Origin of the sequence: Pseudomonas sp. G5001 (assembly GCF_013385475.1) — a bacterium.
Classification (GTDB): domain Bacteria; phylum Pseudomonadota; class Gammaproteobacteria; order Pseudomonadales; family Pseudomonadaceae; genus Aquipseudomonas.
The window spans coordinates 461,994-487,181 of sequence record NZ_JACAPZ010000005.1; the positions used below are offsets into that span (position 1 = coordinate 461,994).

Here is a 25,188-nt window from a genome sequence, read left to right on the forward strand (position 1 = left end):
AAGCCCGCTCCCACATTGACCGAGTCGTTTATTCGGCCTTTTTCACCGGCTTGCTCGCATCCATCCCGAACCACTTCTCCGACAGCGCCGCCAGCCGGCCATCGGCCTTCACTCGTTGCAGGGCCTTGTCCAGGCTGGCCTTGAACGCCGGGTTACCCTTCTGGAACGGAATCGCCAGGCTCAGCGTCGGGCCGACGTCTGCGCCTTCCTTCACCGGCAGCTGGCTGTCGCGAATCGCGTAGGGAATCAGCAGCCGATCACTGATGGCGGCATCGATCTGTTGATCGGCAACGTCCTTGATCGGCTGCCTGGCATCGGCATAGCTGCGCAAATCAACGCCCTCGGCGGTGCGCGCCTGCTCCACAAACTGGCTGCCCTGGGCCACGCCCAACGCCTTGCCCTTGAGCGCCGCAAAGCTGCCCAGCGGGCGCTGTTCCTGCTTGCGCACGATCAGCTGTGCGCTGGAGTAGCTGTAGGGCTCGCTGAAGTCGAAACGATCCGCCAGTTCAGGAGTCATAGCGATATGGTTGATGGCCACGTCGTACTTGGCGCTTTCCACGCCGGGCAGCAACTCGGCGGCATCGACGGTGATAAAGGAGGGGCGTACGTCCATTTCCTTGGCCAGCAACTCACCCAGCTCCACTTCAAAACCGGTGAGTTTGTCGCGTTCCTTGAAGTTGAAGGGCGGGGTGTTGGCTTCCATTGCGATGCGCAGTTCCCCGCGGTCAAATACATCGTCGATCAGTTCGGCATGGGCCAAGGGACTTGCAAGGGGCAGTAAAAGTAACAGGCCAGGCAGGAAACGCATGGTCGCTCCTAAAGAATTCGAATGAGCGAAGCGTTGTTCAGGCTCGCTTTGCTATGGTGTTGAATGCCTTGGACAGCAATTTGTCGCGAAGTTGTCATAACCCTACAGATTTCCCGGAAAAACTGGAGAAGTGAATGAAAGCCTTTTTGACCCGTGCAACCCTGGCCAGCCTATTGCTGGGCGCTTCGATGCTGGCGACCGCTGCTGATGGCATCCCGCGCAGCGCTCCACCAGAAGGTGCCAAAGTGTTCATCGTGTCGCCCAAAGATGGCGCCACCGTCGATAAAACCTTCACCGTGAAATTCGGCATGGAAGGCCTGAAACTGGCCCCGGCCACCAGCCAGGACCCGGGCACCGGCCACCACCACCTGCTGATCGACCAGAAAGAATTGCCGGATGCCAGCGTGCCGATCCCGGCCACCGATACCGTGATCCACTACGGCAAGGCACAGACCGAAACCGAGCTGACCCTCACCCCAGGCAAGCACACGCTGCAACTGGTAGCCGGCGACAAACTGCACATGCAGTTCAACCCGACTGTAGCCTCGAAAGTCATCACGGTTAACGTCAAGTAAGATTTGTTCAGACAAAAAAAGGGAGACCCGAGGGTCTCCCTTTTTTATGCGCGTTTAACGATTAGAACAACACGCGGCTACGGATAGTGCCGTTGATGTGTTGCAGCTTCTCTTGCGCCAGGTCCGAATACTCGGCGTCTACGTCGATAACCACGTAGCCGACTTTCTCGTTGGTCTGCAGGAACTGACCGGAAATGTTGATGCCGTTTTCCGCGAAGACCTTGTTGATCTCCATCATCACGCCAGGGATGTTCTGGTGGATGTGCAGCAGACGGTGCTTGCCAGGGTGCGCCGGCAGAGCCACTTCCGGGAAGTTGACCGAGGACACCGACGTACCGTTGTCGCTGTACTTGACCAGTTTCTCCGACACTTCCAGGCCGATGTTGGCTTGGGCTTCTGCGGTGGAACCGCCGATGTGCGGGGTCAGGATCACGTTGTCCAGGCCACGCAGCGGGCTTTCGAAGATGTCGTCGTTAGAGCGCGGCTCTACCGGGAACACGTCGATGGCGGCGCCGATCAGGTGCTTGTCCTTGATCGCGTCGGCCAGGGCGTCCAGCTCGACCACGGTGCCGCGTGCAGCGTTGATCAGGATCCCGCCCTTCTTGATGGCGCGGATTTCCTTCTCGCCGATCATCCACTGGGTCTCAGCGGTTTCCGGTACGTGCAGGGTCACGATGTCGGACATGCCCAGCAGCTCGGTCAGGCTCGACACCTGGGTGGCGTTGCCCAATGGCAGCTTGGTCAGGGTGTCGTAGAAGAACACCTGCATGCCCAGGCCTTCGGCCAGTACCGACAACTGCGTGCCGATCGAGCCGTAACCGACGATACCCAGCTTCTTGCCGCGGATTTCGAAGGAGTTGGCTGCGCTCTTGATCCAACCACCACGGTGGCAGGAAGCGTTCTTCTCGGGAATACCGCGCAGCAACAGGATCGCCTCGGCCAATACCAGCTCAGCAACGGAGCGGGTGTTGGAGTACGGTGCGTTGAACACCGCGATGCCGCGCTCGCGCGCTGCGTTGAGGTCGACCTGGTTGGTGCCGATGCAGAAACAGCCGACAGCTACCAACTTCTTGGCGTGATCGAAGATCTCTTCGGTCAGCTGAGTGCGGGAGCGAATGCCGATAAAGTGCGCGTCGGCGATCTTTTCCTTGAGCTGGGCTTCCGGCAGAGAACTGGTGATGTACTCAATGCTGGTGTACCCGGCGGCCTTCAGGACTTCGACGGCCGATGGGTGGACGCCTTCCAGAAGAAGGAACTTGATCTTGCTCTTATCGAGAGAAGTCTTGCTCATCTGCGTAAACCTGTATCCCGGAGAAAAATGGCAGGGAATCGGATCACGTAAGCTGACCCGGACGGCAGGAAAGCCGTCACCGCAGAACGCCCTTGGGCACTATCCTGCGGGGGCGGTATGCTAGCATACGTGCCCCGCTAAACACCCATTCCTGCGACGTGAAGCGTTCTCAGGATGACCATGAATTGTTCGAGAGTTCTGTCGATGACCCATCCTGCCCTGATTGATGAGCTGAAGACCCTGGTTGAGCCTGGCAAGGTCCTGACCGATGCTGACTCCCTTGAGGCTTATGGCAAGGACTGGACCAAGCATTTCGCGCCGGCCCCGGTGGCCATCGTCTTCCCGAAGACCACCGAGCAGGTGCAGGCCATCGTCCGTTGGGCCAATGAGCACAAGGTCGCGCTGGTGCCGTCCGGTGGCCGTACCGGCCTGTCGGCCGCTGCCGTCGCTGCGAATGGCGAAGTGGTTGTGTCGTTCGACTATATGAACCAGATTCTCGACGTGAACCTCACCGACCGCACCGCCGTGTGCCAGCCGGGTGTGGTCACCAAGCAATTGCAGAACGTCGCCGAAGAAAAAGGCCTGTACTACCCGGTGGATTTCGCCTCGTCGGGTTCCAGCCAGATTGGCGGCAATATCGGCACCAATGCCGGCGGGATCAAGGTCATTCGCTACGGCATGACCCGTAACTGGGTGGCCGGTATGAAAGTCGTCACCGGCAAGGGCGACCTGCTGGAGTTGAACAAAGACCTGATCAAGAACGCCACCGGCTACGACATGCGCCAGCTGTTCATCGGCGCTGAAGGCACCCTGGGGTTTGTGGTCGAAGCGACCATGCGCCTGGACCGTGCGCCGAAAAACCTTACCGCGATGGTGCTCGGCACCACCGACTTCGACTCGATCATGCCGGTGCTGCACGCCTTCCAGAGCAAGCTGGACCTGACCGCCTTCGAATTCTTTTCCGACAAGGCCCTGGCCAAAGTCCTCGGTCGTGGCGACGTGCCGGCGCCGTTCGAATCCGACTGCCCGTTCTACGCGCTGCTGGAATTTGAAGCGACCACCGAAGAAGTGGCCAACGATGCCCTGGCCACGTTCGAACACTGCGTCGAGCAGGGCTGGGTGCTGGACGGCGTGATGAGCCAGAGCGAAACCCAACTGCACAACCTGTGGAAGCTGCGCGAGTACATCTCCGAGACCATCTCCCACTGGACGCCGTACAAGAACGACATTTCGGTGACTGTGTCGAAAGTGCCGGCCTTCCTGAAGGAAATCGACGCGATTGTCGGCGAACACTACCCGGACTTCGAAATCGTCTGGTTCGGCCACATCGGCGACGGCAACCTGCACCTGAACATTCTCAAGCCGGAAAACCTGAGCAAGGACGAGTTCTTCGCCAAGTGCGCCACCGTCAACAAGTGGGTGTTCGAGACCGTGCAGAAGTACAACGGCTCGATCTCCGCCGAACACGGCGTGGGCATGACCAAGCGCGATTACCTGACCTACAGCCGTTCGCCGGTTGAAATTGAATACATGAAGGCAGTGAAAGCGGTGTTCGACCCGAACGGGATCATGAACCCGGGCAAGATTTTCGCTGTTTAACAGTCCCTGAAGGAGTCGGTCCATGAGCTACCAGCACAAGTATGTCGACGGCACCAATATTCACTTTCCCCTGGGGAAGGTGGTGTGCATCGGGCGTAACTACGCCGAACACGCCAAGGAACTGGATAACCCGGTACCGACCGAGCCGCTGCTGTTTATCAAGCCCGGCAGTTGCGTAGTGGCACTGGAAGGCGGTTTTGCCATCCCTATCGAGCGCGGTTCGGTGCATTACGAAGCGGAAATCGCGGTGTTGATCGGCAAGCCGTTGTCGGCCAAACCGAGCCGCGAGGAAGTGCTGGACGCCATCTCCGGCTTCGCCCCGGCCCTGGACCTGACCCTGCGGGACAAACAGGCCGAGCTGAAAGCCAAGGGCCTGCCGTGGGAAATCGCCAAGTCGTTTGACGGTGCGGCGGTGATTGCCCCGTTCGTGGTCGGCAGCACTTTCCCGGATGTGACGGATATCGGCATCCGCCTGACCATCAACGGCGAAGTGCGCCAGGACGGCAACAGCGCGATCATGCTCAACCCGATCATCCCGATGATCCAGTACATGGCCGGCTGCTTCTCGTTGCAGGCCGGGGATGTGATCCTCACCGGTACGCCGGCAGGCGTGGGCCCGCTGAATGTGGGTGACGAGCTGGTGCTGGAATTGCCGGGTGTGAGCCGCTTCGAAAGCAGCGTTCGCTGAATACCTGGCGAAACGCGGTCAAAAATGTGGGAGCGGGCTTGCTCGCGAAAGCGGTGTATCAGTGACAGATTCAGTGACTGATACTCCGCATTCGCGAGCAAGCCCGCTCCCACATTTGATCTGTGTACTGCCACCCAATCGGGTTTTTGCATTTTTTTCACACCCCATCCGGATAATCCTCAGCCTCCTGCGCGCGGACCTTTTGATCCTGTGCTATCCCCTAAAGCTGACTTTCTGGAAAGCGTAATGGCCGTGCCTCTCCCATCCGTAAAACCCACGTTTCGTTCACGCCTTGCCATGCGCTGGTATTCCTGGCTGTTCCTCGCCGGCGCGATCATTTACGGCGTGGCCTGGGCGATGCACTGGGACGACCGCGGTGTGTTGTGGCTGGCGGAGGGTTTCGAAACCCCGGCCGAGCGCCTGGAAAGCGTCTGGCTCCCGGACTACCACGCGGTGATCGACGCCAAGCTGCTGCCCGGCATGGAGAAGGACGAAGCCTCGGACCTCACCTACAACCCGCTGACCAAGACCCTGTTCTCGGTGATGGGCAAGAACCCGTTCCTGGTTGAACTGACCCTGCAAGGCGACGTGCTGCGCAAGATGCCGCTCAACGGCTGGAACAACCCGGAGGGCGTGACCATGATGGAAAACGGCCTGATGGCCGTGGTCGATGAGCGCCAGCACAGCCTGACCATCGTCAAGGTCGACCCGCAGACCCAGCAGTTGAACAAAGCCGACTTCCCGTCCTATGACCTGGGCCCGTCCAAGGACCAGAACAAAGCCTTTGAGGCGGTCACCTGGGACAAGCGCAACCAACAGCTGATCCTCGGCGAAGAACGCCCACCGGCCCTGTTCACCTGGAAAAGCGACGGCAGCCAGACCCTCTCCGGCGCCAAGCAAAAGCTCGCCAGCACTGAACTGGACATGCGCAACCTGTCGGCGCTGACCGTCGACCCGCGTACCGGCCACCTGCTGGCGCTGTCGGCGGACTCCCATCTGTTGCTGGAACTGGACGAAAAGGGCGAGCAGGTCAGCTTCATGACCTTGCTCGGCGGCTTCAATGGCTTGAAGAACACCATCCCGCGTGCCGAAGGTGTGACCATGGACGAGAACGGCACGCTGTATATGGTCAGCGAGCCGAACCTGTTCTATCGCTTCGAGAAGCAGGCGCAGTAGTTCGATTACGTCAGATTTCTCTCTATCTGCGGCATCCGCCAGACACCCGGGGCGTTTAAGTTTAAATTCAGGCGACCGTGATATTCATTCGCCAGTTTTTACTCTGAGCCCCGCCCGATGCGTCGACTTGCCCGCCCCAAACCTGCTTTTTTTATCCTGATCCTGATCGCCCTGGTGGCGTGCGGTGTGGTTGCCCAGCAATTGCGCCTGTTTGAGCGTGCCTGGTTCAACTGGCAATCCTGGCGCAATCCCGCCGGGGAGCACTCCATTGGCCTTGGGGATTACCGGGTGGCCCTGGAGGCGCAGGTGATCGACGGCCTCAACGATGATGTCTCGGCACTGACCTTTGATCCGGTGCGCAACAGCCTGTTTACCGTGACCAACAAGAACGCTGAGCTGGTCGAACTGTCCCTGGACGGCAAAATCCTGCGGCGCATTGCGCTGGTGGGGTTTGGCGATGCCGAGGCCGTGGAGTACATCAGCGACAACACCTACGTGATCAGCGACGAACGCCAGCAGCGGCTGATCAAGGTCCACGTGGATGACGACACCCAATTCCTCGATGCCGCCGACGCCGAGCAAATGACCCTCGGCGTGCACCTGGGCGGCAACAAGGGCTTCGAAGGCCTGGCCTATGACTCGGTGGGCAAGCGCCTGTTTGTGGCCAAGGAACGCGACCCGATGCTGATCTACGAGGTCCACGGCTTTCCGCATTTCAAACCGGAAAAAACCTACTCGGTGCACGTGATCAACAACCCCAAGCGCGATGCCGGGTTGTTTGTGCGCGACCTGTCGAGCCTGCAATACGACGAGCGCAGCGGTCATCTGCTGGCGCTGTCGGATGAGTCATTTTTGGTGCTGGAACTGGATATCGACGGTCGCCCCCTGAGCAGCCTGTCGCTGCTCAAGGGGCGCCATGGCCTGAAGCAGCGCGTGCCTCAGGCCGAGGGGATCGCCATGGACAACGACGGCACGTTGTACATGGTCAGTGAGCCCAATCTTTTCTATGTATTCAAAAAAACCAAGTCTTGAGTCATGTGCAGAACAAATGTGGGAGCGGGCTTGCTCGCGAATGCGGTGTATCAGGCGCCATATTCAGTGACTGACACTGCGCATTCGCGAGCAAGCCCGCTCCCACAGGGGTTTTGCATTACGCCTTAAGGGTTTTTACGCCTTCCGGGGTGCCCAGCAGCAGTACGTCAGCCGGACGGGCCGCGAACAAACCGTTGGTGACGACGCCGACGATCGCGTTGATCTGGCGCTCCAGTTCCACCGGGTTGGTGATCTGCATGTTGAACACGTCGATGATGATGTTGCCGTTGTCGGTCAGCACGCCTTCGCGGTACACCGGGTCGCCGCCCAGTTTCACCAGTTCGCGGGCCACGTGGCTGCGGGCCATCGGGATCACTTCCACCGGCAGCGGGAACGCGCCGAGTACCGGCACCAGTTTGCTGGCGTCGGCGATGCAGATGAAGGTCTTGGCCACGGCCGCGACGATCTTCTCGCGGGTCAGGGCTGCGCCGCCGCCCTTGATCAGGTTCAGGTGTGCGTCGCTTTCATCGGCGCCGTCGACGTAGAACTCCAGGTCGCTGACGGTGTTCAGCTCATACACCGGGATACCGTGGCCCTTGAGCCGCGCAGCGGTGGCTTCGGAGCTGGCAACCGCGCCGTCGAACGCGCCCTTGTGCAGGGCCAGCGCATCGATAAAGCAATTGGCGGTGGAACCGGTGCCGACACCGACGATGCTTTTATCGTCGAGTTTAGGAAGGATTAAATCGACGGCGGCCTGGGCCACTGCCTGTTTGAGTTGATCCTGGGTCATGCGGGCTCCGGAACGGGCGGGGAGTAAAGAGGGGCGCGAGTATAACCCAACAAAACCTCGGTTTTCGTGTGGTCGCCCGGCCAAACGCTGGGTTAGACTCCTTGGCCCTGCCCAACCCGCCCAGTGATGCTTTCCGATGCTTGAACAGTACGTCAAAAAGATCCTCACCTCGCGCGTTTACGACGTTGCCGTAGAAACCCCGCTGCAGACCGCCCGCCAGCTCTCCGAGCGGCTGGGCAACAAGGTCTGGCTCAAGCGCGAAGACTTGCAGCCGGTGTTCTCGTTCAAGATTCGCGGTGCCTACAACAAGCTGACCCAACTGAGCGCCGAAGAACGTGCGCGCGGCGTGGTCACCGCCTCGGCGGGCAACCATGCCCAGGGCCTGGCCCTGGCGGCCAAGGTGCTGGGGGTCAAGGCCACCATCGTGATGCCCAAGACCACCCCCGAGATCAAGGTCGAAGGCGTGCGCTCCCGTGGCGGCAAAGTGGTGCTGCACGGGGATTCTTTCCCGGAAGCCCTGGCGTATTCGCTGAAGCTGGTCGACGAAAAAGGCTACGTCTACATTCACCCCTACGATGATCCGCACACCATTGCCGGGCAGGGCACCGTGGCGATGGAGATCCTGCGCCAGCACCCGGGGCCGTTGGACGCGATTTTCGTCCCGGTGGGCGGCGGCGGCCTGATTGCCGGTATCGCGGCCTACGTGAAATACCTGCGGCCCGAGATCAAGATCATCGGCGTCGAGCCAGACGACTCCAACTGCCTGCAAGCCGCCATGGCGGCGGGCGAGCGCGTGGTACTGCCGACCGTGGGCATCTTCGCCGACGGCGTGGCGGTGGCGCAGATCGGCCAGCACACCTTCGACATCTGCAAGGATTACGTGGATGAAGTGATCACCGTCAGCACCGATGAAATCTGCGCGGCGATCAAGGACATCTACGACGACACCCGCTCCATCACAGAACCTGCTGGCGCCCTGGGCGTGGCGGGTATCAAGAAATACGTCGAGACCCGTGGCATCACCGGGCAAACCCTGGTGGCCATCGATTCCGGGGCCAACGTCAACTTCGACCGCCTGCGCCACGTGGCCGAGCGCGCCGAGCTGGGGGAAGGCCGCGAAGCCATCATCGCCGTGACCATCCCCGAGAAACCGGGCAGCTTCAAGGCCTTCTGCGAGGCCGTGGGCAAGCGCCAGATCACCGAATTCAACTACCGCTACCACTCAGGCCGCGAGGCGCACATCTTTGTCGGCGTGCAGACCCACCCGGAAAACGACCCGCGCAGCGCGCTGATCGCCAGCCTCACCAGCCAGGGTTTCCCGGTGCTGGACCTGACGGAAAACGAACTGGCCAAGCTGCACATCCGCCATATGGTCGGCGGCCATGCGGCGCACGTCAGCGACGAGGTGGTGTTCCGCTTCGAATTCCCGGAACGTCCGGGGGCACTGTTCAACTTCCTTAACAAATTGGGCGGGCGCTGGAACATCTCGATGTTCCACTATCGCAACCACGGCGCCGCCGATGGGCGCGTGGTGGCGGGCCTGCAAGTACCGGCGGACGAGCGTCACCTGGTGCCGGCGGCGCTGGAGGCCATTGGCTACCCGTACTGGGATGAAAGTGATAACCCGGCCTACCAGCTGTTCCTCGGTTGAGCGACTACGCTGACTGGGCGGCCTTCAAGGAATCGAGAACATGGAAACGCTGACCACCCTTAAAGTTATCCACATCGCGGCCACGGTGTTGCTGCTGCTCAGCGGCCTCGCCCTGGCAGTGCTGGCCTGGCGCAAACGCAGCGCGGGGCCGGCCTATACCGTGCAGCGGCCGTGGGTGTTTGTGTGGTTGTTGATGGGCATTTGCGTGGTGAGCATGCCGTTCACCGGCTGGTGGCTGGCGCACCTGATCGGCTGGCCGCTGGGGCAAACCTGGATCCTGGGTTCCAGCGTAATCTACACCGTGGCGGCGCTGAGCTGGTTCTGGCTGGTGGTGCGGCTTAATCGACTGCGGCTGGGCGGGGCGGGGAGTTTGAACTTTACCGTGGCGCTGGCGGTGGTGAGCCTGGTGGGGTTTGTGGCGATTGCCGGGTTGATGGGTGCCAAGCCGGTTTAAGGCTTGAGACCGAGTTGCCTCCATTCGCGAGCAAGCCCGCTCCCACATTTGACTGCATTCCAAAGGTGGAACTCGAGCAAATGTGGGAGCGGGCTTGCTCGCGAAAGCTTTATCAGCCGCGCAGGCTAATCACCGGCCAACCACGCTTCTCAGCCTCAGCCCGCAAATTCGGATCCGGATCCACTGCCACTGCATGCGTCACCTGCTCCAGCAGCGGCAGGTCATTCATCGAATCGCTATAGAAGTAACTGTCCTCCAGGCTAAACCCGGTCTCTTCCAGCCAGCGATTCAAGCGCGTCACCTTGCCCTCGCGAAAGCACGGGATATCCGTACTGCGCCCGGTGTAGCGGCCATCCTGCATCTCGCATTCCGTCGCAATCAGGGTTTCAACCCCCAACCGCTCGGCAATCGGCGCGGTCACAAAACGGTTGGTCGCGGTGATGATCACCAGCTTGTCGCCCGCCGCCCGGTGCTTGGCCAGCAACTCAACTGCCTTGGGCAGCACGATCGGCTCGATGCAGTCGCGCATGTAGTCGCGATGCCATTCATCCAGCTGGGCCATCTCGGTGCGGCCGAGGATTTCCAGGCAGAAGTTCAGGTACTCGGCGTTATCCAGCTTGCCGGCCAGGTAGTCCTGGTAGAACTCGTCGTTGCGGGCCTTGTAGGCTACCGCGTCGAGAATCCCGCGTTCACAGAGGTAATCGCCCCAGGCGTGATCGCTGTCACCCCCCAAAAGCGTGTTGTCCAAGTCGAATAAAGCCAGGCGCATTGCAGTTACTCGCTGAAAAGTCTGTAAAAAGGCGTCCAGAATACGGTCTTTTCACAAGAGTGCACATAAGGTAAGCAGCCTCGTTGCCGCTGTATCAATCTTTGTGGAACAATGCGGTGACATGCGTTTGCGAGGTTGTTGCCGTGATCGACCCCGATGGTTTCCGTCCTAATGTCGGGATTATTCTTACGAATGATGCCGGACAGGTGCTATGGGCTCGCCGTATCAACCAAGATGCCTGGCAGTTTCCTCAAGGCGGAATCAACCCCGACGAAACCCCTGAAGACGCCTTGTACCGTGAGTTGAACGAAGAAGTAGGCCTTGAACGTGAAGATGTGCAAATTCTGGCCTGCACCCGAGGCTGGTTGCGCTATCGTTTGCCGCAACGTCTGGTGCGTACCCACAGCCAACCGCTGTGCATCGGCCAGAAACAGAAATGGTTTCTCCTGCGCCTGATCTCCAACGAGCAGCGGGTGCGGATGGATTTGACCGGTAAACCGGAGTTCGATGGCTGGCGCTGGGTCAGTTATTGGTATCCGTTGGGCCAGGTGGTGACATTCAAGCGCGAGGTTTATCGTCGCGCTCTTAAAGAGCTTGCCCCGCGCCTTTTAGCGCGCGACTGACGACGGAGTTCGACCCCGAGCCATGCTCAATACGCTGCGCAAGATCGTCCAGGAAGTTAACTCCGCCAAGGATCTCAAGGCGGCGTTGGGGATTATTGTGTTGCGCGTCAAGGAAGCCATGGGCAGCCAGGTCTGCTCGGTTTACCTGCTGGACCCCGAGACCAACCGTTTTGTCCTGATGGCCACCGAGGGCTTGAACAAGCGCTCCATCGGCAAGGTCAGCATGGCGCCCAATGAAGGTCTGGTGGGCCTGGTGGGGACGCGTGAAGAACCCCTGAACCTCGAAAACGCGGCCGATCACCCGCGTTATCGCTACTTTGCCGAAACCGGTGAAGAGCGCTACGCCTCGTTCCTCGGTGCGCCGATCATTCACCACCGCCGCGTTGTCGGCGTGTTGGTCATCCAGCAGAAAGAACGCCGCCAGTTCGACGAAGGTGAAGAAGCCTTCCTTGTGACCATGAGCGCGCAGCTCGCCGGGGTTATCGCCCACGCCGAGGCCACCGGTTCGATTCGCGGCCTGGGACGCCAGGGCAAGGGCATCCAGGAAGCCAAGTTCGTCGGCGTGCCGGGTTCGCCGGGTGCTGCTGTCGGTACCGCCGTGGTCATGCTGCCGCCCGCCGACCTGGACGTGGTGCCGGACAAGACCGTCACCGACATCGACGCTGAAATCATCCTGTTCAAGACCGCCCTCGAAGGCGTGCGCAATGACATGCGCACCCTCTCGACCAAGCTGGCCACCCAGCTGCGGCCTGAAGAGCGGGCGTTGTTCGACGTGTACCTGATGATGCTCGACGACGCGTCCCTGGGCAGCGAAGTCAAGGACGTGATCAAGACCGGCCAGTGGGCCCAGGGCGCGCTGCGCCAGGTGGTCACCGATCACGTCAACCGTTTCGAATTGATGGACGACGCCTACCTGCGCGAGCGCGCCTCGGACGTGAAGGACCTCGGTCGCCGTCTGCTGGCCTACCTGCAGGAAGAGCGCTCGACCACGTTGGTGTACCCCGACAACACCATCCTGATCAGTGAAGAACTGACCGCCACCATGCTCGGCGAAGTGCCGGAAGGCAAACTGGTGGGCCTGGTCTCGGTACTGGGTTCGGGCAACTCCCACGTCGCGATCCTGGCGCGGGCCATGGGCATTCCGACGGTGATGGGTCTGGTGGACCTGCCGTATTCCAAGGTCGACGGCATTGAAATGATCGTCGACGGCTACCACGGCGAGGTCTACACCAACCCCAGCGAAGTGCTGCGCAAGCAATACGCCGAAGTGGTGGAAGAAGAACGCCAGCTGTCCCAGGGCCTCGACGCCCTGCGGGAACTGCCGTGCGTGACCCTCGACGGCCACCGCGTACCGCTGCTGGTCAACACCGGCCTGCTGGCGGACGTGGCACGTGCACAACAGCGCGGCGCCGAAGGGGTGGGCCTGTACCGCACCGAAGTGCCGTTCATGATCAACCAGCGTTTTCCGAGTGAGAAGGAGCAGCTGGCGATTTATCGCGAGCAACTGTCCGCCTTCCATCCGTTACCGGTGACCATGCGCAGCCTTGACATTGGCGGCGACAAGTCACTGTCGTATTTCCCCATCAAGGAAGACAACCCCTTCCTCGGCTGGCGCGGTATTCGCGTTACCCTCGACCATCCTGAAATCTTCCTCGTCCAGACCCGCGCGATGCTCAAGGCCAGCGAAGGCCTGAACAACCTGCGCATCCTGCTCCCGATGATCTCCGGCACCCACGAGCTGGAAGAAGCCCTGCACCTGATCCACCGGGCCTGGGGCGAAGTGCGCGACGAAGGCGCCGACGTGCCGATGCCGCCGATTGGCGTGATGATCGAGATTCCGGCGGCGGTGTACCAGGCCAAGGAGCTGGCGCGGCAGGTGGACTTCCTGTCGGTGGGCTCCAACGACCTGACCCAGTACCTGCTGGCCGTGGACCGCAACAACCCGCGGGTGGCCGACCTCTACGACTACCTGCACCCGGCGGTGCTGCAAGCCTTGCAGAACGTGGTGCGCGACGCCCATGCCGAAGGCAAGCAGGTGAGTATCTGCGGCGAGATGGCCGGTGACCCGGCGGCGGCCGTACTGTTGATGGCGATGGGCTTTGACAGCCTGTCGATGAACGCCACCAACTTGCCGAAGGTGAAATGGATGCTGCGCCAGATCAACCTGAGCCGGGCCAAGGAGCTGCTGGCGGAGTTGATGACTATCGACAACCCGCAAGTTATCCACAGCTCGCTGCAATTGGCGCTGAAGAACCTTGGGTTGGCGCGGATGATCAACCCGGCGTCTGCAAAGAGCCTCTAACCGGATTTCAGAGCCTGTCCCCAATCGAAATGTGGGAGCGGGCTTGCTCGCGAAAGCGGTGCATCAGTCAGCTTATGTATTGGCTGACACGCCGCCTTCGCGAGCAAGCCCGCTCCCACATTTGGTTTGCGTGAGGTTCAGATTTTGAGTTCAACTTCACCCAACTGTCCGCCATACGGCCCAAAACTGCGCTCCACGATATGTCGCGTCCCGTCGGCATTCACAATCAGCGCCGTGCTCGCCCGCGTCCCGTAGCTGGGGCTGGCAATAAACACGCTCGACAACAGACTCTCCGTCGCCAAGCCCACGCCGGTATCCGGCAAGTCGGCAAACGGCGCGGTCTGCGGGTCGCTCAAAATCCCCAGCAAGGCTTCAGGCTGCGGATCGTCCAGCACTTCTGTCAGCGCCGCCTTGGCCTTCAACAACTTCGGCCACGGCGTATCCAGCCCTGCATTGGATAACCCATAAACCCCCGCCACCAATGGTGTCGGCGCAGATTCCTTGGCGTTGTAATGCCAAAGCTCGTCCCGCGTCCCGACCAGCAGGTTAAACCCCGCATATTCAATCGATCTGCCATTAACGTCGGCTAAATAGTCGTCAATCGACAGCGAACCGCTGAGAAAGCGCGCCACCAACTCACCCCGCGACTTGCGCGCCGGCGGCTGGTGCGGGTCACGGATATTGGTCAGCGCCGCAAAGCGCCCGTCTGCGCCAACTCCCAGCCAGGTCCCGCCCGCTTCCTGGTCCCTGCCCGCGTAAACATGGGGCGCATCCAGCCACTGGGCCAACGGCAAACTGGGCCGGGCATAAAATTCATCACGGTTGGCCGCGACGATCAGCGGCTGGGCGTGGCCCGGCCGCCAGGCGAAAACAATCAGGCACATAAGGCGATCCCTTTGTGTTTTGCCCACTCTACCCATAGAACCCTGTGCTTTGCATCCGTTAACATGCCGGTCTGTTTTCGGGGGCTCCCATGGAATTTCTGCTGTATTTGCTGCTGGGATCCTGCGCGGGCATGCTCGCCGGGCTGTTCGGCGTGGGCGGCGGCATCATTATTGTGCCGGTGCTGGTGTTCAGCTTCACCTTGCAGGGCTTCGATCCTGCGGTGCTGACCCACCTCGCTGTCGGCACGTCCCTGGCGTCTATTATCTTCACGTCGGTGAATGCGGTGCGTGAGCATCATCGGCGCGGCGCCGTGCGCTGGCCGATCTTCGTATGGATGGCCGTGGGTATCCTGCTGGGCGCGGGTGTTGGCGCGCTGACCGCCGAGGCGATCTCCGGGCCGCATCTACAGAAAATCATCGGTGTGTTCGCCCTGGTGATCGCCGTGCAGATGACCCTGGAGCTCAAGCCCAAGGCCAGCCGCCAGGTGCCGGGCAAGCTTGGCCTGACCCTGGCGGGCGGCGTGATCGGCTGGTCGTCGGCGATTTTCGGCACCGGTGGTGGTTCGTTGACCGTGCCGTTCCTGACCTGGCGCAGCGTGCCGATGCAGCAGGCAGTGGCCACTTCGTCGGCCTGCGGCTTGCCGATCGCCCTGGCCAGTGCGTTAAGTTTCATGATTCTGGGCTGGCATGATCCGCTGCTGCCCGATCATAGTCTCGGCTTTGTGTACTTGCCGGCGCTGCTGGGCATCGCCCTGACCAGCATGGTGGCGGCCCGTTTCGGTGCGCGCCTGGCGCACCGGTTGTCGCCGCGCTTGCTCAAGCGGCTGTTCGCCGGGCTGCTGTTTTGCGTAGGGCTGAATTTTTTGCTGTAACGCAGGCTTAATCGCGCACCGGCATGGTCCGATGCGCCATGACTATTGATTTAACGAGGAGTCGCAATGCTGCCTTACCCGCAGATCAACCCGGTGGCCGTGGCCATCGGTCCGCTGCAAATCCATTGGTACGGGTTGATGTACCTGATCGGCATCGGCGGTGCCTGGCTGCTGGCTTCCCGGCGCCTGAACCGTTTCGACCCGACCTGGACCAAGGAGAAGCTCTCCGACATGGTGTTCTGGATGTCGATGGGGGTCATCGTCGGCGGACGCCTGGGGTATGTGCTGTTCTACGACCTGCCAGCCTACATCGCCAACCCGACGCTGATCTTCGAGGTGTGGAAGGGCGGCATGGCGTTCCACGGCGGGTTTGTGGGGGTGATGATCGCCGCCTGGTGGTTTGGCCGGCGTAACGGTAAGTCGTTCTTCCAGCTGATGGACTTCGTCGCGCCGTTCGTGCCGATTGGCCTGGGTGCCGGGCGCATCGGTAACTTCATCAACGCCGAGCTGTGGGGCAAGCCGACTGACGTGCCGTGGGCCATGGTGTTCCCGCCGTTCAGCGACCCGGCGCAATTGCCGCGCCACCCCTCGCAGCTGTACCAGTTCGCCCTGGAAGGCGTGGCGCTGTTCCTGATCCTCTATATCTTCTCGCGCAAGCCACGCCCAACCATGGCCGTTTCGGGGATGTTCGCGTTGTTCTACGGGATCTTCCGCTTTATCGTCGAGTTCGTACGGGTGCCGGATGCGCAACTGGGCTACCTGGCGTGGGGCTGGGTGACCATGGGTCAAATTCTCAGCCTGCCGATGATCATCGCCGGCCTGGGCCTGCTGTGGTGGGCTTACAATCGCCCGCAAGGCATCAAGAACACCGCGCTTTAAATTCGAACGCCGGGGCCCGAGGGTCCCGGCTTCAACGATACAGGTATACACATGAAGCAATATCTCGAACTACTGAACGATGTCGTGACCAATGGCCTGACCAAGGGCGACCGCACCGGCACCGGCACCAAGGCCGTGTTTGCCCGTCAGTTTCGGCATAGCTTGGCCGACGGCTTCCCGCTGCTGACCACCAAGAAGCTTCACTTCAAAAGCATCGCCAACGAATTGATCTGGATGTTGAGTGGCAACACCAACATCAAGTGGCTGAACGAAAATGGCGTGCGTATCTGGGACGAATGGGCCACCGAAGACGGCGACCTGGGCCCGGTGTACGGCGAGCAGTGGACCGCCTGGCCCACCAAGGACGGCGGCAAGATCAACCAGATCGACTACATGGTCGAGACGCTGAAGACCAACCCCAACAGCCGCCGCATCCTGTTCCACGGCTGGAACGTCGAGTACCTGCCGGACGAGACCAAAAGCCCGCAGCAGAACGCCCGGGACGGCAAGCAAGCGCTGCCACCTTGCCACCTGCTGTACCAGGCGTTTGTGCATGACGGTCATCTGTCGATGCAGTTGTACATCCGCAGCTCAGATGTATTCCTCGGCCTGCCGTACAACACCGCGGCCCTGGCGCTACTGACCCATATGCTGGCCCAGCAGTGCGACCTGATCCCTCACGAGATCATCGTCACCACGGGCGACACCCATGCCTACAGCAACCATATGGAACAGATCCAGACCCAGCTGGCGCGCACGCCGAAGAAGCTGCCGGAACTGGTGATCAAGCGCAAACCCGCGTCGATCTACGATTACAAATTCGAAGATTTTGAAATCGTGGGCTATGACGCTGATCCGAGCATCAAGGCCGATGTAGCGATCTAAAAGCGATCTCGGTCCCAATGTGGGAGCGGGCTTGCTCGCGAATACGGTGTATCAGAAACACATTCAGTGGCTGACACTCCGCTTTCGCGAGCAAGCCCGCTCCCACATTTTTTTGTGTACACATTCAATGCCCGTGGCTTCTGCCCACATGTGAGGGCTCAGCCTCGCTGGCCGCGACACTCCCGCTGACTTCCAGCCGCTGCAAAATCCCGCACTGATCCAGATCCGGCCCGCCGCCGCAGCGTTGGCGCAGGTCGAGCAACTGTTCCTGCAACGCCAGCAGCCCGTCGATCCGCGCCTTGACGTGGTGGATATGCTCGTCGATCAACGCATTCACGCTTTCGCACTGGTCCTGAGGACTGTCACGCAGGCCCAGCAGGCTGCGAATTTCCTCAAGGGTCATGTCCAGGCTGCGGCAGTTGCGGATAAACACCAGCCGTTCGGTGTGCGCCTGGGTGTACAGCCGGTAATTACCGTCACTGCGCGCAGGCGGCGGCAGCAGGCCTTCTTTCTCGTAATAACGGATGGTTTCCACCTGGCAATCCGTCAATTTTGCCAATTCGCCGATCTTCATCGCAGCAATCTCCAAAAGGATGCTTGACCCTATAGTGGCTACAGGGTCTTTACTTGGCAACAGGCACCTTTACGGACGCGACAGAATGAGCGATTCCCTCCACACCCCGCATAAGCACGACCATGATCATGACCACGCGCACGATCACGGCCCCAAGCTCAAACCTGTGCAGAAGCACGACCATGGCAGCCATGGCGATTCCTGCTGTTCCAGCAAGGCCGCGCCGGCGCTGGTGAAGCTGACCGAAGCCCCGACAGCGGGCTCGCGGCTGAGCACCTTCCGCATCGAAGCCATGGACTGCCCCACCGAGCAGACGCTGATCCAGAACAAACTGGGCAAGCTTGCGGGTGTGCAGCAGCTGGAATTCAACCTGATCAACCGCATTCTCGGCGTCACTCACGACCTGCCGACGACCGCGCCGATCATCGACGCCATCAAGTCCCTGGGCATGCAGGCGGACCCCATCGAAGAAGGCGTCGCCCCGGCTGAGCCGCCGGCGAAGAAGCACTGGTGGCCGCTGGCCGTGTCCGGCGTGGGCGCGCTGGGGGCTGAAGTGCTGCACTTCACCAACGCAGCCCCGACGTGGGTGATTGCCCTGGTCGCGCTGATCTCGATCTTCAGTGGCGGCCTCACCACCTACAAAAAGGGCTGGATCGCCCTGAAAAACCTCAACCTGAACATCAACGCCCTGATGAGCATCGCCGTCACCGGCGCGATCCTGATCGGCCAGTGGCCGGAAGCGGCGATGGTGATGTTCCTGTTCACCGTGGCCGAGTTGATCGAGGCCAAGTCCCTGGACCGCGCACGTAACGCCATCAGCGGCTTGATGCAGATGACGCCGGAACAGGCCACGGTCCGTCAGGCAGATGGCAGTTGGGTTGAACAGGAGGTTAAAGTCATTGAACTGGGCGCTATCGTGCGGGTTCGTCCCGGTGAGCGCATTGGCCTGGACGGTGAAGTCACCTCCGGCCAGTCCACCATCGACCAGGCGCCGATTACCGGTGAAAGCCTGCCGATCGAAAAGACCGTGGGCGACAAAGTCTTCGCCGGCACCATCAACCAGGCCGGCTCCCTGGAATACAAAGTCACTGCAGCCGCCAACAACTCCACCCTGGCGCGGATTATCCACGCCGTGGAACAGGCCCAGGGCGCCCGTGCGCCAACCCAGCGTTTTGTCGACACCTTCGCCAAGGTCTACACCCCGGCGGTGTTCATCTTTGCCCTGGGTGTGGCGTTGATCCCGCCGCTGTTCATGGGCGGTGTGTGGTTTGAATGGGTCTACCGCGCACTGGTATTGCTGGTGGTCGCGTGCCCATGTGCACTGGTGATTTCCACCCCGGTGACCATCGTCAGCGGCCTGGCCGCCGCGGCGCGCAAAGGCATCCTGATCAAGGGCGGTGTGTACCTGGAGGGTGGCTACAAACTCGACTACCTGGCCCTCGACAAGACGGGCACCATCACCCACGGCAAGCCGGTGCAAACCGATTACCTGGCGCTGTTCCCGAACATGGAAGACAGCGCACCGGCTTTGGCTGCAAGCCTGGCCGGGCGCTCCGATCACCCGGTGTCCCTGGCCATCGCCAACGCGGCTGTGGACAAAAACCTCACCGTGCACACTGTGGATAACTTCGAGGCCCTGACCGGGCGCGGTGTGAAGGGCGAGATCAATGGAGAGGTCTATTACTTGGGCAACCACCGTCTGGTGGAAGAGCTGAACCTGTGCTCGCCGGCCCTGGAGAAGAAGCTCTTCGCCCTGGAAAAACAAGGCAAGTCCGTGGTCCTGCTGCTGGACAAGTCCGGCCCGCTGGCGCTGTTCGCCGTGGCCGACACCGTGAAGGACACCAGCCGCGAAGCCATCCAGCAGTTGCATGACCTGGGCATCAAGACCCTGATGCTGACCGGCGACAACACCCACACGGCCAAGGCGATCGCCGATCAGGTGGGTATCGACCAGGCCCAGGGCGACTTGTTGCCCACCGACAAACTGCAAGCCATCGAAGCGCTCTACGCCAAGGGCCACCGGGTCGGCATGGTCGGCGACGGGATCAACGACGCCCCGGCGCTGGCCCGTTCCGAGATCGGGTTTGCCATGGCTGCTGCGGGTACCGATACCGCCATCGAGACCGCCGACGTGGCCCTGATGGACGACGACCTGCGCAAGATTCCAGCATTCATTCGGCTGTCGCGGCAAACGTCGAGTATCCTCAAACAGAACATCGCCCTGGCCCTGGTGATCAAGGCGATCTTCCTCGCGGTGACCTTCCTTGGGATGGCCACCATGTGGATGGCGGTGTTCGCCGACATGGGCGTGAGCCTGCTGGTGGTATTCAATGGTCTGCGCCTGCTGCGCAAATAGTCGATGAGAGGGTGGTGTGCTGAGTGCCGAGCTGAAGGCGTTTTACATGGTCGCCCGCCTGGGCAGCATTACCCAGGCGGCGAAAAAGCTCGGGCTCAGCCAGCCCACGGTGACCACCCAGATTCGTCACCTGGAAAGCCAGTACTCGGTGGAATTGTTCTACCGTGGCGGGCGCCGCCTGACCGTCAGCGACGAAGGCGCGCGGCTGTTGCCGATGGTCAAGGCGCTGTCGCAGCAGGAGGCGGATATCGAGTTTTTCCTGCGCAACAGTGGCCAGGTGCAGGGCACGTTGAGGATTGCCGCGACGGCACCTTATTACATCCTCGACCTGGTCAAGACCTTCCGCGAGCGACTGCCGCAGGTCGAGGTTTCGGTGGAGATCGGCAACTCCCAGCAGGTGCTGGAAGCGCTGGATGACTACCGCGTCGACGTCGCTGCCTCGTCCCAATTGCTTGAAGACCCGCGCCTGATCCGGCGGGTACTGGGCATGGACCCGCTGGTGCTGGCGGTGCATCGCAATCATCCGCTGGCGGTGCTTGAGCATGTACCGCTGACCGCGCTGGCCGGGCATACCTTGCTGATGCGCGAGCCGGGGTCGACCACCCGTCGATTGACCGAAGAGATGTTGCAGGGCGCCGGAGTGAGTTACGGGCCGCTGCTGGAGATCGGCAGCCGGGAATCGATCCGTGAGGCAGTGCTGCGCAATATCGGCATCAGCATCATCGCCCGCCAGGAAGTGCCCCACGACCCGCAATTGCGCGTGCTGACCATCGAAAATGCGCCGCAGATTCCCGAGTATTTGTACTGCCTCAAAGAGCGAAAGGGCGCCCGGTTGCCGGCGGCTTTCCTGGGGTTGGCCCAGGAAATGTCTCCTCTCTGATCGTTCCCACGCTCTGCGTGGGAATGCCGGCCTGGACGCTCCGCGTCCGCTCTTAAGGTCGTGACGCGGAGCGTCACAGGATGTATTCCCACGCAGAGCGTAGGAACAATCTGTTGGCACAACCCAAATCCACCAATACCACTATCGCCACGTTTTGCCTTTCTGCCACAAGAGGGACGCATTGCCTGCCTAGGATGACCTTCATCAGTTTGATGAGGTGCCTCCATGAACACAGCCATGACTAATCCCGGCGCGCCAATGAAGGTGCGCGGTGTACAGAAACGCTTCGGCGCCTTCACCGCGCTGGATAACGTGTCCCTGGACGTCGCCGCTGGCGAACTGGTGTGCCTGCTGGGCCCGTCGGGCTGCGGCAAGACCACCTTGCTACGCTGCATCGCCGGCCTGGAGCGCCAGGACAGCGGCGAGTTGTACCTCGGCGACCGCGATGTTTCCCTACTGGCACCCCAGGCTCGGGACTACGGCATTCTGTTCCAGTCCTACGCGCTGTTTCCCAATCTCACCGTCGAAGCGAACATCGGCTACGGCCTCACCGGCAGTGGCCGTGATGAAGTGCGCAAGCGTGTCGGGCAGATGCTCGAACTGGTGGGTTTGGTGGGCAGCGAAAAGAAATACCCCGGCCAACTTTCCGGCGGCCAACAACAGCGTGTGGCACTGGCTCGCGCCCTGGCGCCGGCGCCGTCCTTGCTGCTGCTGGACGAACCCATGTCGGCCCTCGACGCCCGGGTGCGCGAGCATCTGTGCACCGAGCTGCGCCAATTGCAGCGCCGCTTGGGCATCACCACCCTGATGGTCACCCACAACCAGGACGAGGCCATGCTGATGGCCGACCGCATTGCCGTGATGAACAACGGTAAGGTCGAGCAGTACGCCACGCCCCAGGAAATCTACGACCGCCCGGCCACGCCGTTTGTGGCCGAGTTTGTCGGCCAGGGCAACTGGCTCCCGTTCAGTCGCAACAGCGCCAGCCACGCCCAGGTTGGCGGCATGAACATGCGCCTGGCGGACAACGCAGGCGTCGCGAAATCGGGCCGTCTGTTCTGCCGCCCGGAAGCCATCAGCGTCAACCCGCCGGTGCATGAAGAAAACCTGTTCCCGGCCAAGGTCCGCGAGATCACTTTCCTCGGCAACCGCTGCCGCATGAGCTTCGAGCTGGACCAACTGCCCGGCCATCCGCTGCTGGCCGAATTGGCCCCGGAAGCCATGCCGCGCCTTGGCGCCCAGGACATCTGGGTCGCGCTGCCCCCGCGCAGCCTGCAGGTGTTTGCCTGAGATGGCCCGCGATATGACTCTGCCGATACCCGATAACGTGGCTCGTCAGGTTTCCCGTGCCGAACTCGGCGACCGTATTTTTGTAGTCGGCGGCAAGCTGCTCTGGCTGTGCCTGCTGGGCGTCGCGGTGCTGATGCCGCTGGTGGCGATCTTCTGGCGCGGCTTCAGCAGTGAAGCCGGGCAGGGCGGTGGCCTGGTGGCGGCGCGGGAGTTGGTCACCAGCGACAATTTCCACTGGCTGCTCGGTAACAGCCTGAAGGTTTCCGGCAGCGTTGCCGCCATCGTCGTACCACTGGCTTATCTGTTTGCCTACGCTTTGCAACGCACGCTTATTCCGGGCAAGGCGATCTGGCGCGGCATGTCGCTGCTGCCGTTGATGGCGCCGTCGATGTTGCCCGGGATTGCGCTGGTCTACCTGTTCGGCAACCAGGGCATGTTGCGCGGGCTGCTGTCGGACAACATCTATGGCTTCTGGGGCATCGTCCTCGGCGAAGTGATCTACACCTTTCCCCATGCCTTGATGATCCTGTTGTCGGCGCTTTCCCTGGCGGATGCACGTTTGTTCGATGCCGCATCGAGCATGGGCGCGAGTCCCGCCCGGGCGTTTCGCAGCATCACCTGGCCGGCGACGCGCCAGGCCGTGTTTGCCGCGTTTTGCCTGGTGTTCACCCTGACCATCACCGACTTCGGTGTGCCCGTCGTAGTGGGCGGCGACTACCAAGTGTTGGCGCTGGAAGCCTACAAAGCCGTGGTCGGCCAGCAGCAATTCGGGCGGGGCGCCTTGATCGGCATGGTCCTGCTGCTGCCGGCGCTGTTCAGCTTCGGTGTCGACGCCTGGTTGCGCCGCCGCCATGGCGACTCCATGAGCGGCCGCGCCCAGGTGTTCCAGCCGGCGCCGTCGAAACTGCGGGATGGCTGCTACCTGGCCATCGTCCTGCTGATCTGCGCGATCCTGCTGCTGGTGTTCGGCATGGCGGTCTACTCATCCCTGGTGAAATTCTGGCCCTACAACCTGTCGCTGTCCCTGGCCCACTACCAGTTCGAAGACACGGCCGGCGGCGGCTGGCTGGCCTACCGCAACAGCATCACCATGGCCCTGTGCACCGCGTTGATCGGCAGCGTGCTGATCTTCACCGGCGCCTACCTGATGGAAAAGACCAGGGGCCAGAAGGGCCTGAACCTGGCGCTGCGCATGCTCAGCTTCGTGCCGATGGCGGTGCCGGGTTTGGTGCTCGGCCTGGGCTACGTGTTCTTTTTCAACCTCAACGGCAACCCGCTGCATGTGCTCTACGGCACCATGACGTTGCTGGTGGTGTGCACCATTGCTCACTATTTGACCACCGCCCAAATGACCGCCACCACGGCCCTGCGCCAACTGGACGCGGAATTCGAAGCCGCCGCGCTGTCGCTGAAGGCGCCGCTGTACCGCCATTACCTGCGGGTCACCGTGCCGATCTGCCTGCCGGCGCTGCTGGACATCGTGCGCTACCTGTTCGTCTCGGCGATGACCACCGTCTCCGCCGCGATCTTCCTCTACAGCCCCGACACCATTCTCGCCGCCGTCGCCGTGCTGAACATGGACGACGCCGGCAACGTCGGCGGTGCGGCGGCCATGTCGACCCTGATCCTGTTCACCTCGGCGGGCGTGTCCTTGCTGCTGGCGTGGGCCTCACGCGGCTTGTTGCGCCGCTCCCAGGCCTGGCGCCAAACCGCGCCCGGCCAATAATTCACCCATAAAGGAACTGCACCATGTTCAAGCCCCTGGCGTTAGCCGCTGCTGTGCTCACTGCGTTCAGCCTGAATGCCTTTGCCGCCAAGACCGAGTTGACCGTGTACACGGCCCTCGAAGCCGAGCAATTGAAGACCTACAAACAGGCCTTTGAAAAGGTTAACCCGGACATCGAGATCAAATGGGTGCGCGATTCCACCGGCATCATCACCGCCAAGCTGCTGGCCGAAAAAGCCCGCCCGCAGGCTGATGTGGTCTGGGGCCTGGCCGCTTCCAGCCTGGCGATTCTCGATCAGCAGGGCATGCTGCAAAACTACGCACCGGCAGATTTGAGCAAGATCGGTGCGAACTACCGCGACGCCGCCAACCCGCCGGCCTGGGTCGGCATGGACGTGTGGGCTGCGACCATCTGCTTCAACACCGTCGAAGCCGAAAAGCAGGGCCTGAGCAAGCCGGTGAGCTGGCAGGACCTGACCAAGCCTGAATACAAGGGCAAGATCGTGATGCCCAACCCGGCCTCGTCCGGCACGGGCTTCCTGGATGTGAGTGCCTGGTTGCAGACCTTCGGCGAGAAGCAGGGCTGGCAGTACATGGACGACCTGCACCAGAACATCGGCCAGTACGTTCACTCCGGTTCCAAACCCTGCAAGCTGGCGGCCTCGGGTGAATTCCCGATCGGCATTTCCTTCGAATACCCGGCCGTTCAGCTGAAGCGCCAGGGCGCACCGCTGGACATCATCCTGCCGAAAGAAGGCCTGGGCTGGGATATCGAAGCCACTGCCGTGATCAAGGGCACTGCCCACGCAGACGCGGCACAGAAACTCGCCGACTTCTCCGCCAGCCCCGCGGCGATGGAGCTGTACAAGGAAAACTTCGCGGTACTGGCCCAGCCGGGCATCGCCAAGCCGCAGACCGAGTTGCCGGCGGACTACGAGCAGCGGTTGATCAAGAATGACTTTGCCTGGGCGTCGAAAAACCGCGACAGCATCCTGACCGAATGGCGCAAGCGCTATGACGGCAAGTCGGAAAAACAATAACTACCGATCGTCCCCACGCTCTGCGTGGGGACGCGGCTCTGGAC

At 61.4% G+C, this 25,188-nt stretch carries 23 protein-coding genes; 17 read left to right on the top strand and 6 right to left on the bottom strand.

The features are described 5' to 3' along the window. Nucleotides 1-28 precede the first annotated feature (28 nt). A complete protein-coding gene (locus tag HX805_RS03510; protein WP_177080609.1) occupies nt 29-808 on the bottom strand; it encodes a transporter substrate-binding domain-containing protein in 780 nt (259 codons plus the stop codon). 134 nt (nt 809-942) lie between these two features. Between HX805_RS03510 and HX805_RS03515 the strand changes: the two genes are divergently transcribed. Continuing rightward, the gene (locus HX805_RS03515) at nt 943-1,383 is read left to right on the top strand and encodes a DUF4399 domain-containing protein (protein WP_003213848.1); all 441 of its coding nucleotides are present in this window, start codon (nt 943-945) and stop codon (nt 1,381-1,383) included. A 61-nt stretch (nt 1,384-1,444) separates the two neighbouring features. Here HX805_RS03515 and serA read toward each other — a convergent pair whose 3' ends face one another. After that, on the bottom strand, nt 1,445-2,674 hold the full coding sequence (gene serA / locus HX805_RS03520) for a phosphoglycerate dehydrogenase (protein WP_003213846.1): 1,230 nt from the start codon (nt 2,672-2,674) through the stop codon (nt 1,445-1,447). 204 nt (nt 2,675-2,878) lie between these two features. Between serA and HX805_RS03525 the strand changes: the two genes are divergently transcribed. The 4 genes from HX805_RS03525 to HX805_RS03540 all read left to right on the top strand — a co-directional run bounded on the left by HX805_RS03525 (nt 2,879) and on the right by HX805_RS03540 (nt 7,169). After that, nucleotides 2,879-4,273 carry an FAD-binding oxidoreductase gene (locus tag HX805_RS03525; RefSeq protein ID WP_003213844.1) on the top strand — a complete coding sequence of 465 codons (1,395 nt, stop codon included), beginning with the start codon at nt 2,879-2,881 and terminating at the stop codon, nt 4,271-4,273. 22 nt (nt 4,274-4,295) lie between these two features. Then, a complete protein-coding gene (locus tag HX805_RS03530; protein ID WP_177080610.1) occupies nt 4,296-4,961 on the top strand; it encodes a fumarylacetoacetate hydrolase family protein in 666 nt (221 codons plus the stop codon). A gap of 246 nt (nt 4,962-5,207) precedes the next feature. Continuing rightward, complete coding sequence (locus HX805_RS03535) at nt 5,208-6,137, top strand: SdiA-regulated domain-containing protein (RefSeq protein WP_177080611.1); 930 nt, start codon at nt 5,208-5,210, stop codon at nt 6,135-6,137. A gap of 117 nt (nt 6,138-6,254) precedes the next feature. Beyond that, nucleotides 6,255-7,169, top strand: a complete 915-nt coding sequence (locus HX805_RS03540) for an SdiA-regulated domain-containing protein (protein ID WP_003213837.1) — start codon at nt 6,255-6,257, stop codon at nt 7,167-7,169. A gap of 118 nt (nt 7,170-7,287) precedes the next feature. Here HX805_RS03540 and rpiA read toward each other — a convergent pair whose 3' ends face one another. Beyond that, a complete protein-coding gene (rpiA, locus tag HX805_RS03545) occupies nt 7,288-7,959 on the bottom strand; it encodes a ribose-5-phosphate isomerase RpiA (protein WP_008438935.1) in 672 nt (223 codons plus the stop codon). A gap of 136 nt (nt 7,960-8,095) precedes the next feature. On the opposite strand from rpiA, the gene ilvA reads away from it, so the two are divergent. Next, nucleotides 8,096-9,610, top strand: coding sequence for a threonine ammonia-lyase, biosynthetic (ilvA, locus tag HX805_RS03550; protein ID WP_003213834.1), 1,515 nt, complete (start codon nt 8,096-8,098; stop codon nt 9,608-9,610). Between the two features lie 40 nt (nt 9,611-9,650). Next, entirely contained in the window at nt 9,651-10,064 is a 414-nt protein-coding gene (locus tag HX805_RS03555) for a DUF2269 family protein (protein WP_102370118.1), read from the top strand. Between the two features lie 112 nt (nt 10,065-10,176). Here the strand turns inward: HX805_RS03555 and HX805_RS03560 are convergent, their stop codons facing one another. Then, complete coding sequence (locus HX805_RS03560; protein ID WP_008438940.1) at nt 10,177-10,833, bottom strand: HAD family phosphatase; 657 nt, start codon at nt 10,831-10,833, stop codon at nt 10,177-10,179. Nucleotides 10,834-10,976: 143 nt separating this feature from the next. On the opposite strand from HX805_RS03560, the gene HX805_RS03565 reads away from it, so the two are divergent. Both HX805_RS03565 and ptsP read left to right on the top strand, forming a co-directional pair. Further along, entirely contained in the window at nt 10,977-11,456 is a 480-nt protein-coding gene (locus HX805_RS03565) for an RNA pyrophosphohydrolase (protein ID WP_003176750.1), read from the top strand. A gap of 22 nt (nt 11,457-11,478) precedes the next feature. Beyond that, nucleotides 11,479-13,758 carry a phosphoenolpyruvate--protein phosphotransferase gene (gene ptsP, locus HX805_RS03570; protein WP_003213828.1) on the top strand — a complete coding sequence of 760 codons (2,280 nt, stop codon included), beginning with the start codon at nt 11,479-11,481 and terminating at the stop codon, nt 13,756-13,758. 137 nt (nt 13,759-13,895) lie between these two features. Here the strand turns inward: ptsP and HX805_RS03575 are convergent, their stop codons facing one another. Continuing rightward, a complete protein-coding gene (locus HX805_RS03575; RefSeq protein ID WP_003213826.1) occupies nt 13,896-14,642 on the bottom strand; it encodes an NRDE family protein in 747 nt (248 codons plus the stop codon). Nucleotides 14,643-14,731: 89 nt separating this feature from the next. Here HX805_RS03575 and HX805_RS03580 point away from each other — a divergent pair, with 89 nt between their 5' ends. From HX805_RS03580 to HX805_RS03590, 3 genes are all read left to right on the top strand, one after another. Then, nucleotides 14,732-15,514 carry a sulfite exporter TauE/SafE family protein gene (locus HX805_RS03580; RefSeq protein ID WP_003213825.1) on the top strand — a complete coding sequence of 261 codons (783 nt, stop codon included), beginning with the start codon at nt 14,732-14,734 and terminating at the stop codon, nt 15,512-15,514. Between the two features lie 66 nt (nt 15,515-15,580). After that, on the top strand, nt 15,581-16,393 hold the full coding sequence (lgt, locus tag HX805_RS03585) for a prolipoprotein diacylglyceryl transferase (RefSeq protein WP_003213823.1): 813 nt from the start codon (nt 15,581-15,583) through the stop codon (nt 16,391-16,393). A gap of 51 nt (nt 16,394-16,444) precedes the next feature. Further along, the gene (locus tag HX805_RS03590) at nt 16,445-17,278 is read left to right on the top strand and encodes a thymidylate synthase (protein ID WP_003213821.1); all 834 of its coding nucleotides are present in this window, start codon (nt 16,445-16,447) and stop codon (nt 17,276-17,278) included. Between the two features lie 124 nt (nt 17,279-17,402). Here HX805_RS03590 and cadR read toward each other — a convergent pair whose 3' ends face one another. Next, complete coding sequence (cadR, locus tag HX805_RS03595; RefSeq protein WP_017476559.1) at nt 17,403-17,852, bottom strand: Cd(II)/Pb(II)-responsive transcriptional regulator; 450 nt, start codon at nt 17,850-17,852, stop codon at nt 17,403-17,405. Between the two features lie 85 nt (nt 17,853-17,937). On the opposite strand from cadR, the gene HX805_RS03600 reads away from it, so the two are divergent. From HX805_RS03600 to HX805_RS03620, 5 genes are all read left to right on the top strand, one after another. Beyond that, nucleotides 17,938-20,208, top strand: a complete 2,271-nt coding sequence (locus HX805_RS03600) for a heavy metal translocating P-type ATPase (protein WP_102370115.1) — start codon at nt 17,938-17,940, stop codon at nt 20,206-20,208. Nucleotides 20,209-20,224: 16 nt separating this feature from the next. Beyond that, nucleotides 20,225-21,088 carry a LysR family transcriptional regulator gene (locus tag HX805_RS03605; RefSeq protein ID WP_177116614.1) on the top strand — a complete coding sequence of 288 codons (864 nt, stop codon included), beginning with the start codon at nt 20,225-20,227 and terminating at the stop codon, nt 21,086-21,088. A gap of 225 nt (nt 21,089-21,313) precedes the next feature. After that, nucleotides 21,314-22,378 carry a putative 2-aminoethylphosphonate ABC transporter ATP-binding protein gene (locus HX805_RS03610; RefSeq protein ID WP_023659299.1) on the top strand — a complete coding sequence of 355 codons (1,065 nt, stop codon included), beginning with the start codon at nt 21,314-21,316 and terminating at the stop codon, nt 22,376-22,378. Between the two features lies 1 nt (nt 22,379). Beyond that, nucleotides 22,380-24,104 (top strand): putative 2-aminoethylphosphonate ABC transporter permease subunit, encoded by a 1,725-nt coding sequence (locus HX805_RS03615; protein WP_177116615.1) that lies wholly within the window; start codon nt 22,380-22,382, stop codon nt 24,102-24,104. Nucleotides 24,105-24,127: 23 nt separating this feature from the next. Beyond that, the gene (locus HX805_RS03620) at nt 24,128-25,144 is read left to right on the top strand and encodes a putative 2-aminoethylphosphonate ABC transporter substrate-binding protein (protein WP_003213811.1); all 1,017 of its coding nucleotides are present in this window, start codon (nt 24,128-24,130) and stop codon (nt 25,142-25,144) included. Nucleotides 25,145-25,188: the final 44 nt, after the last annotated feature.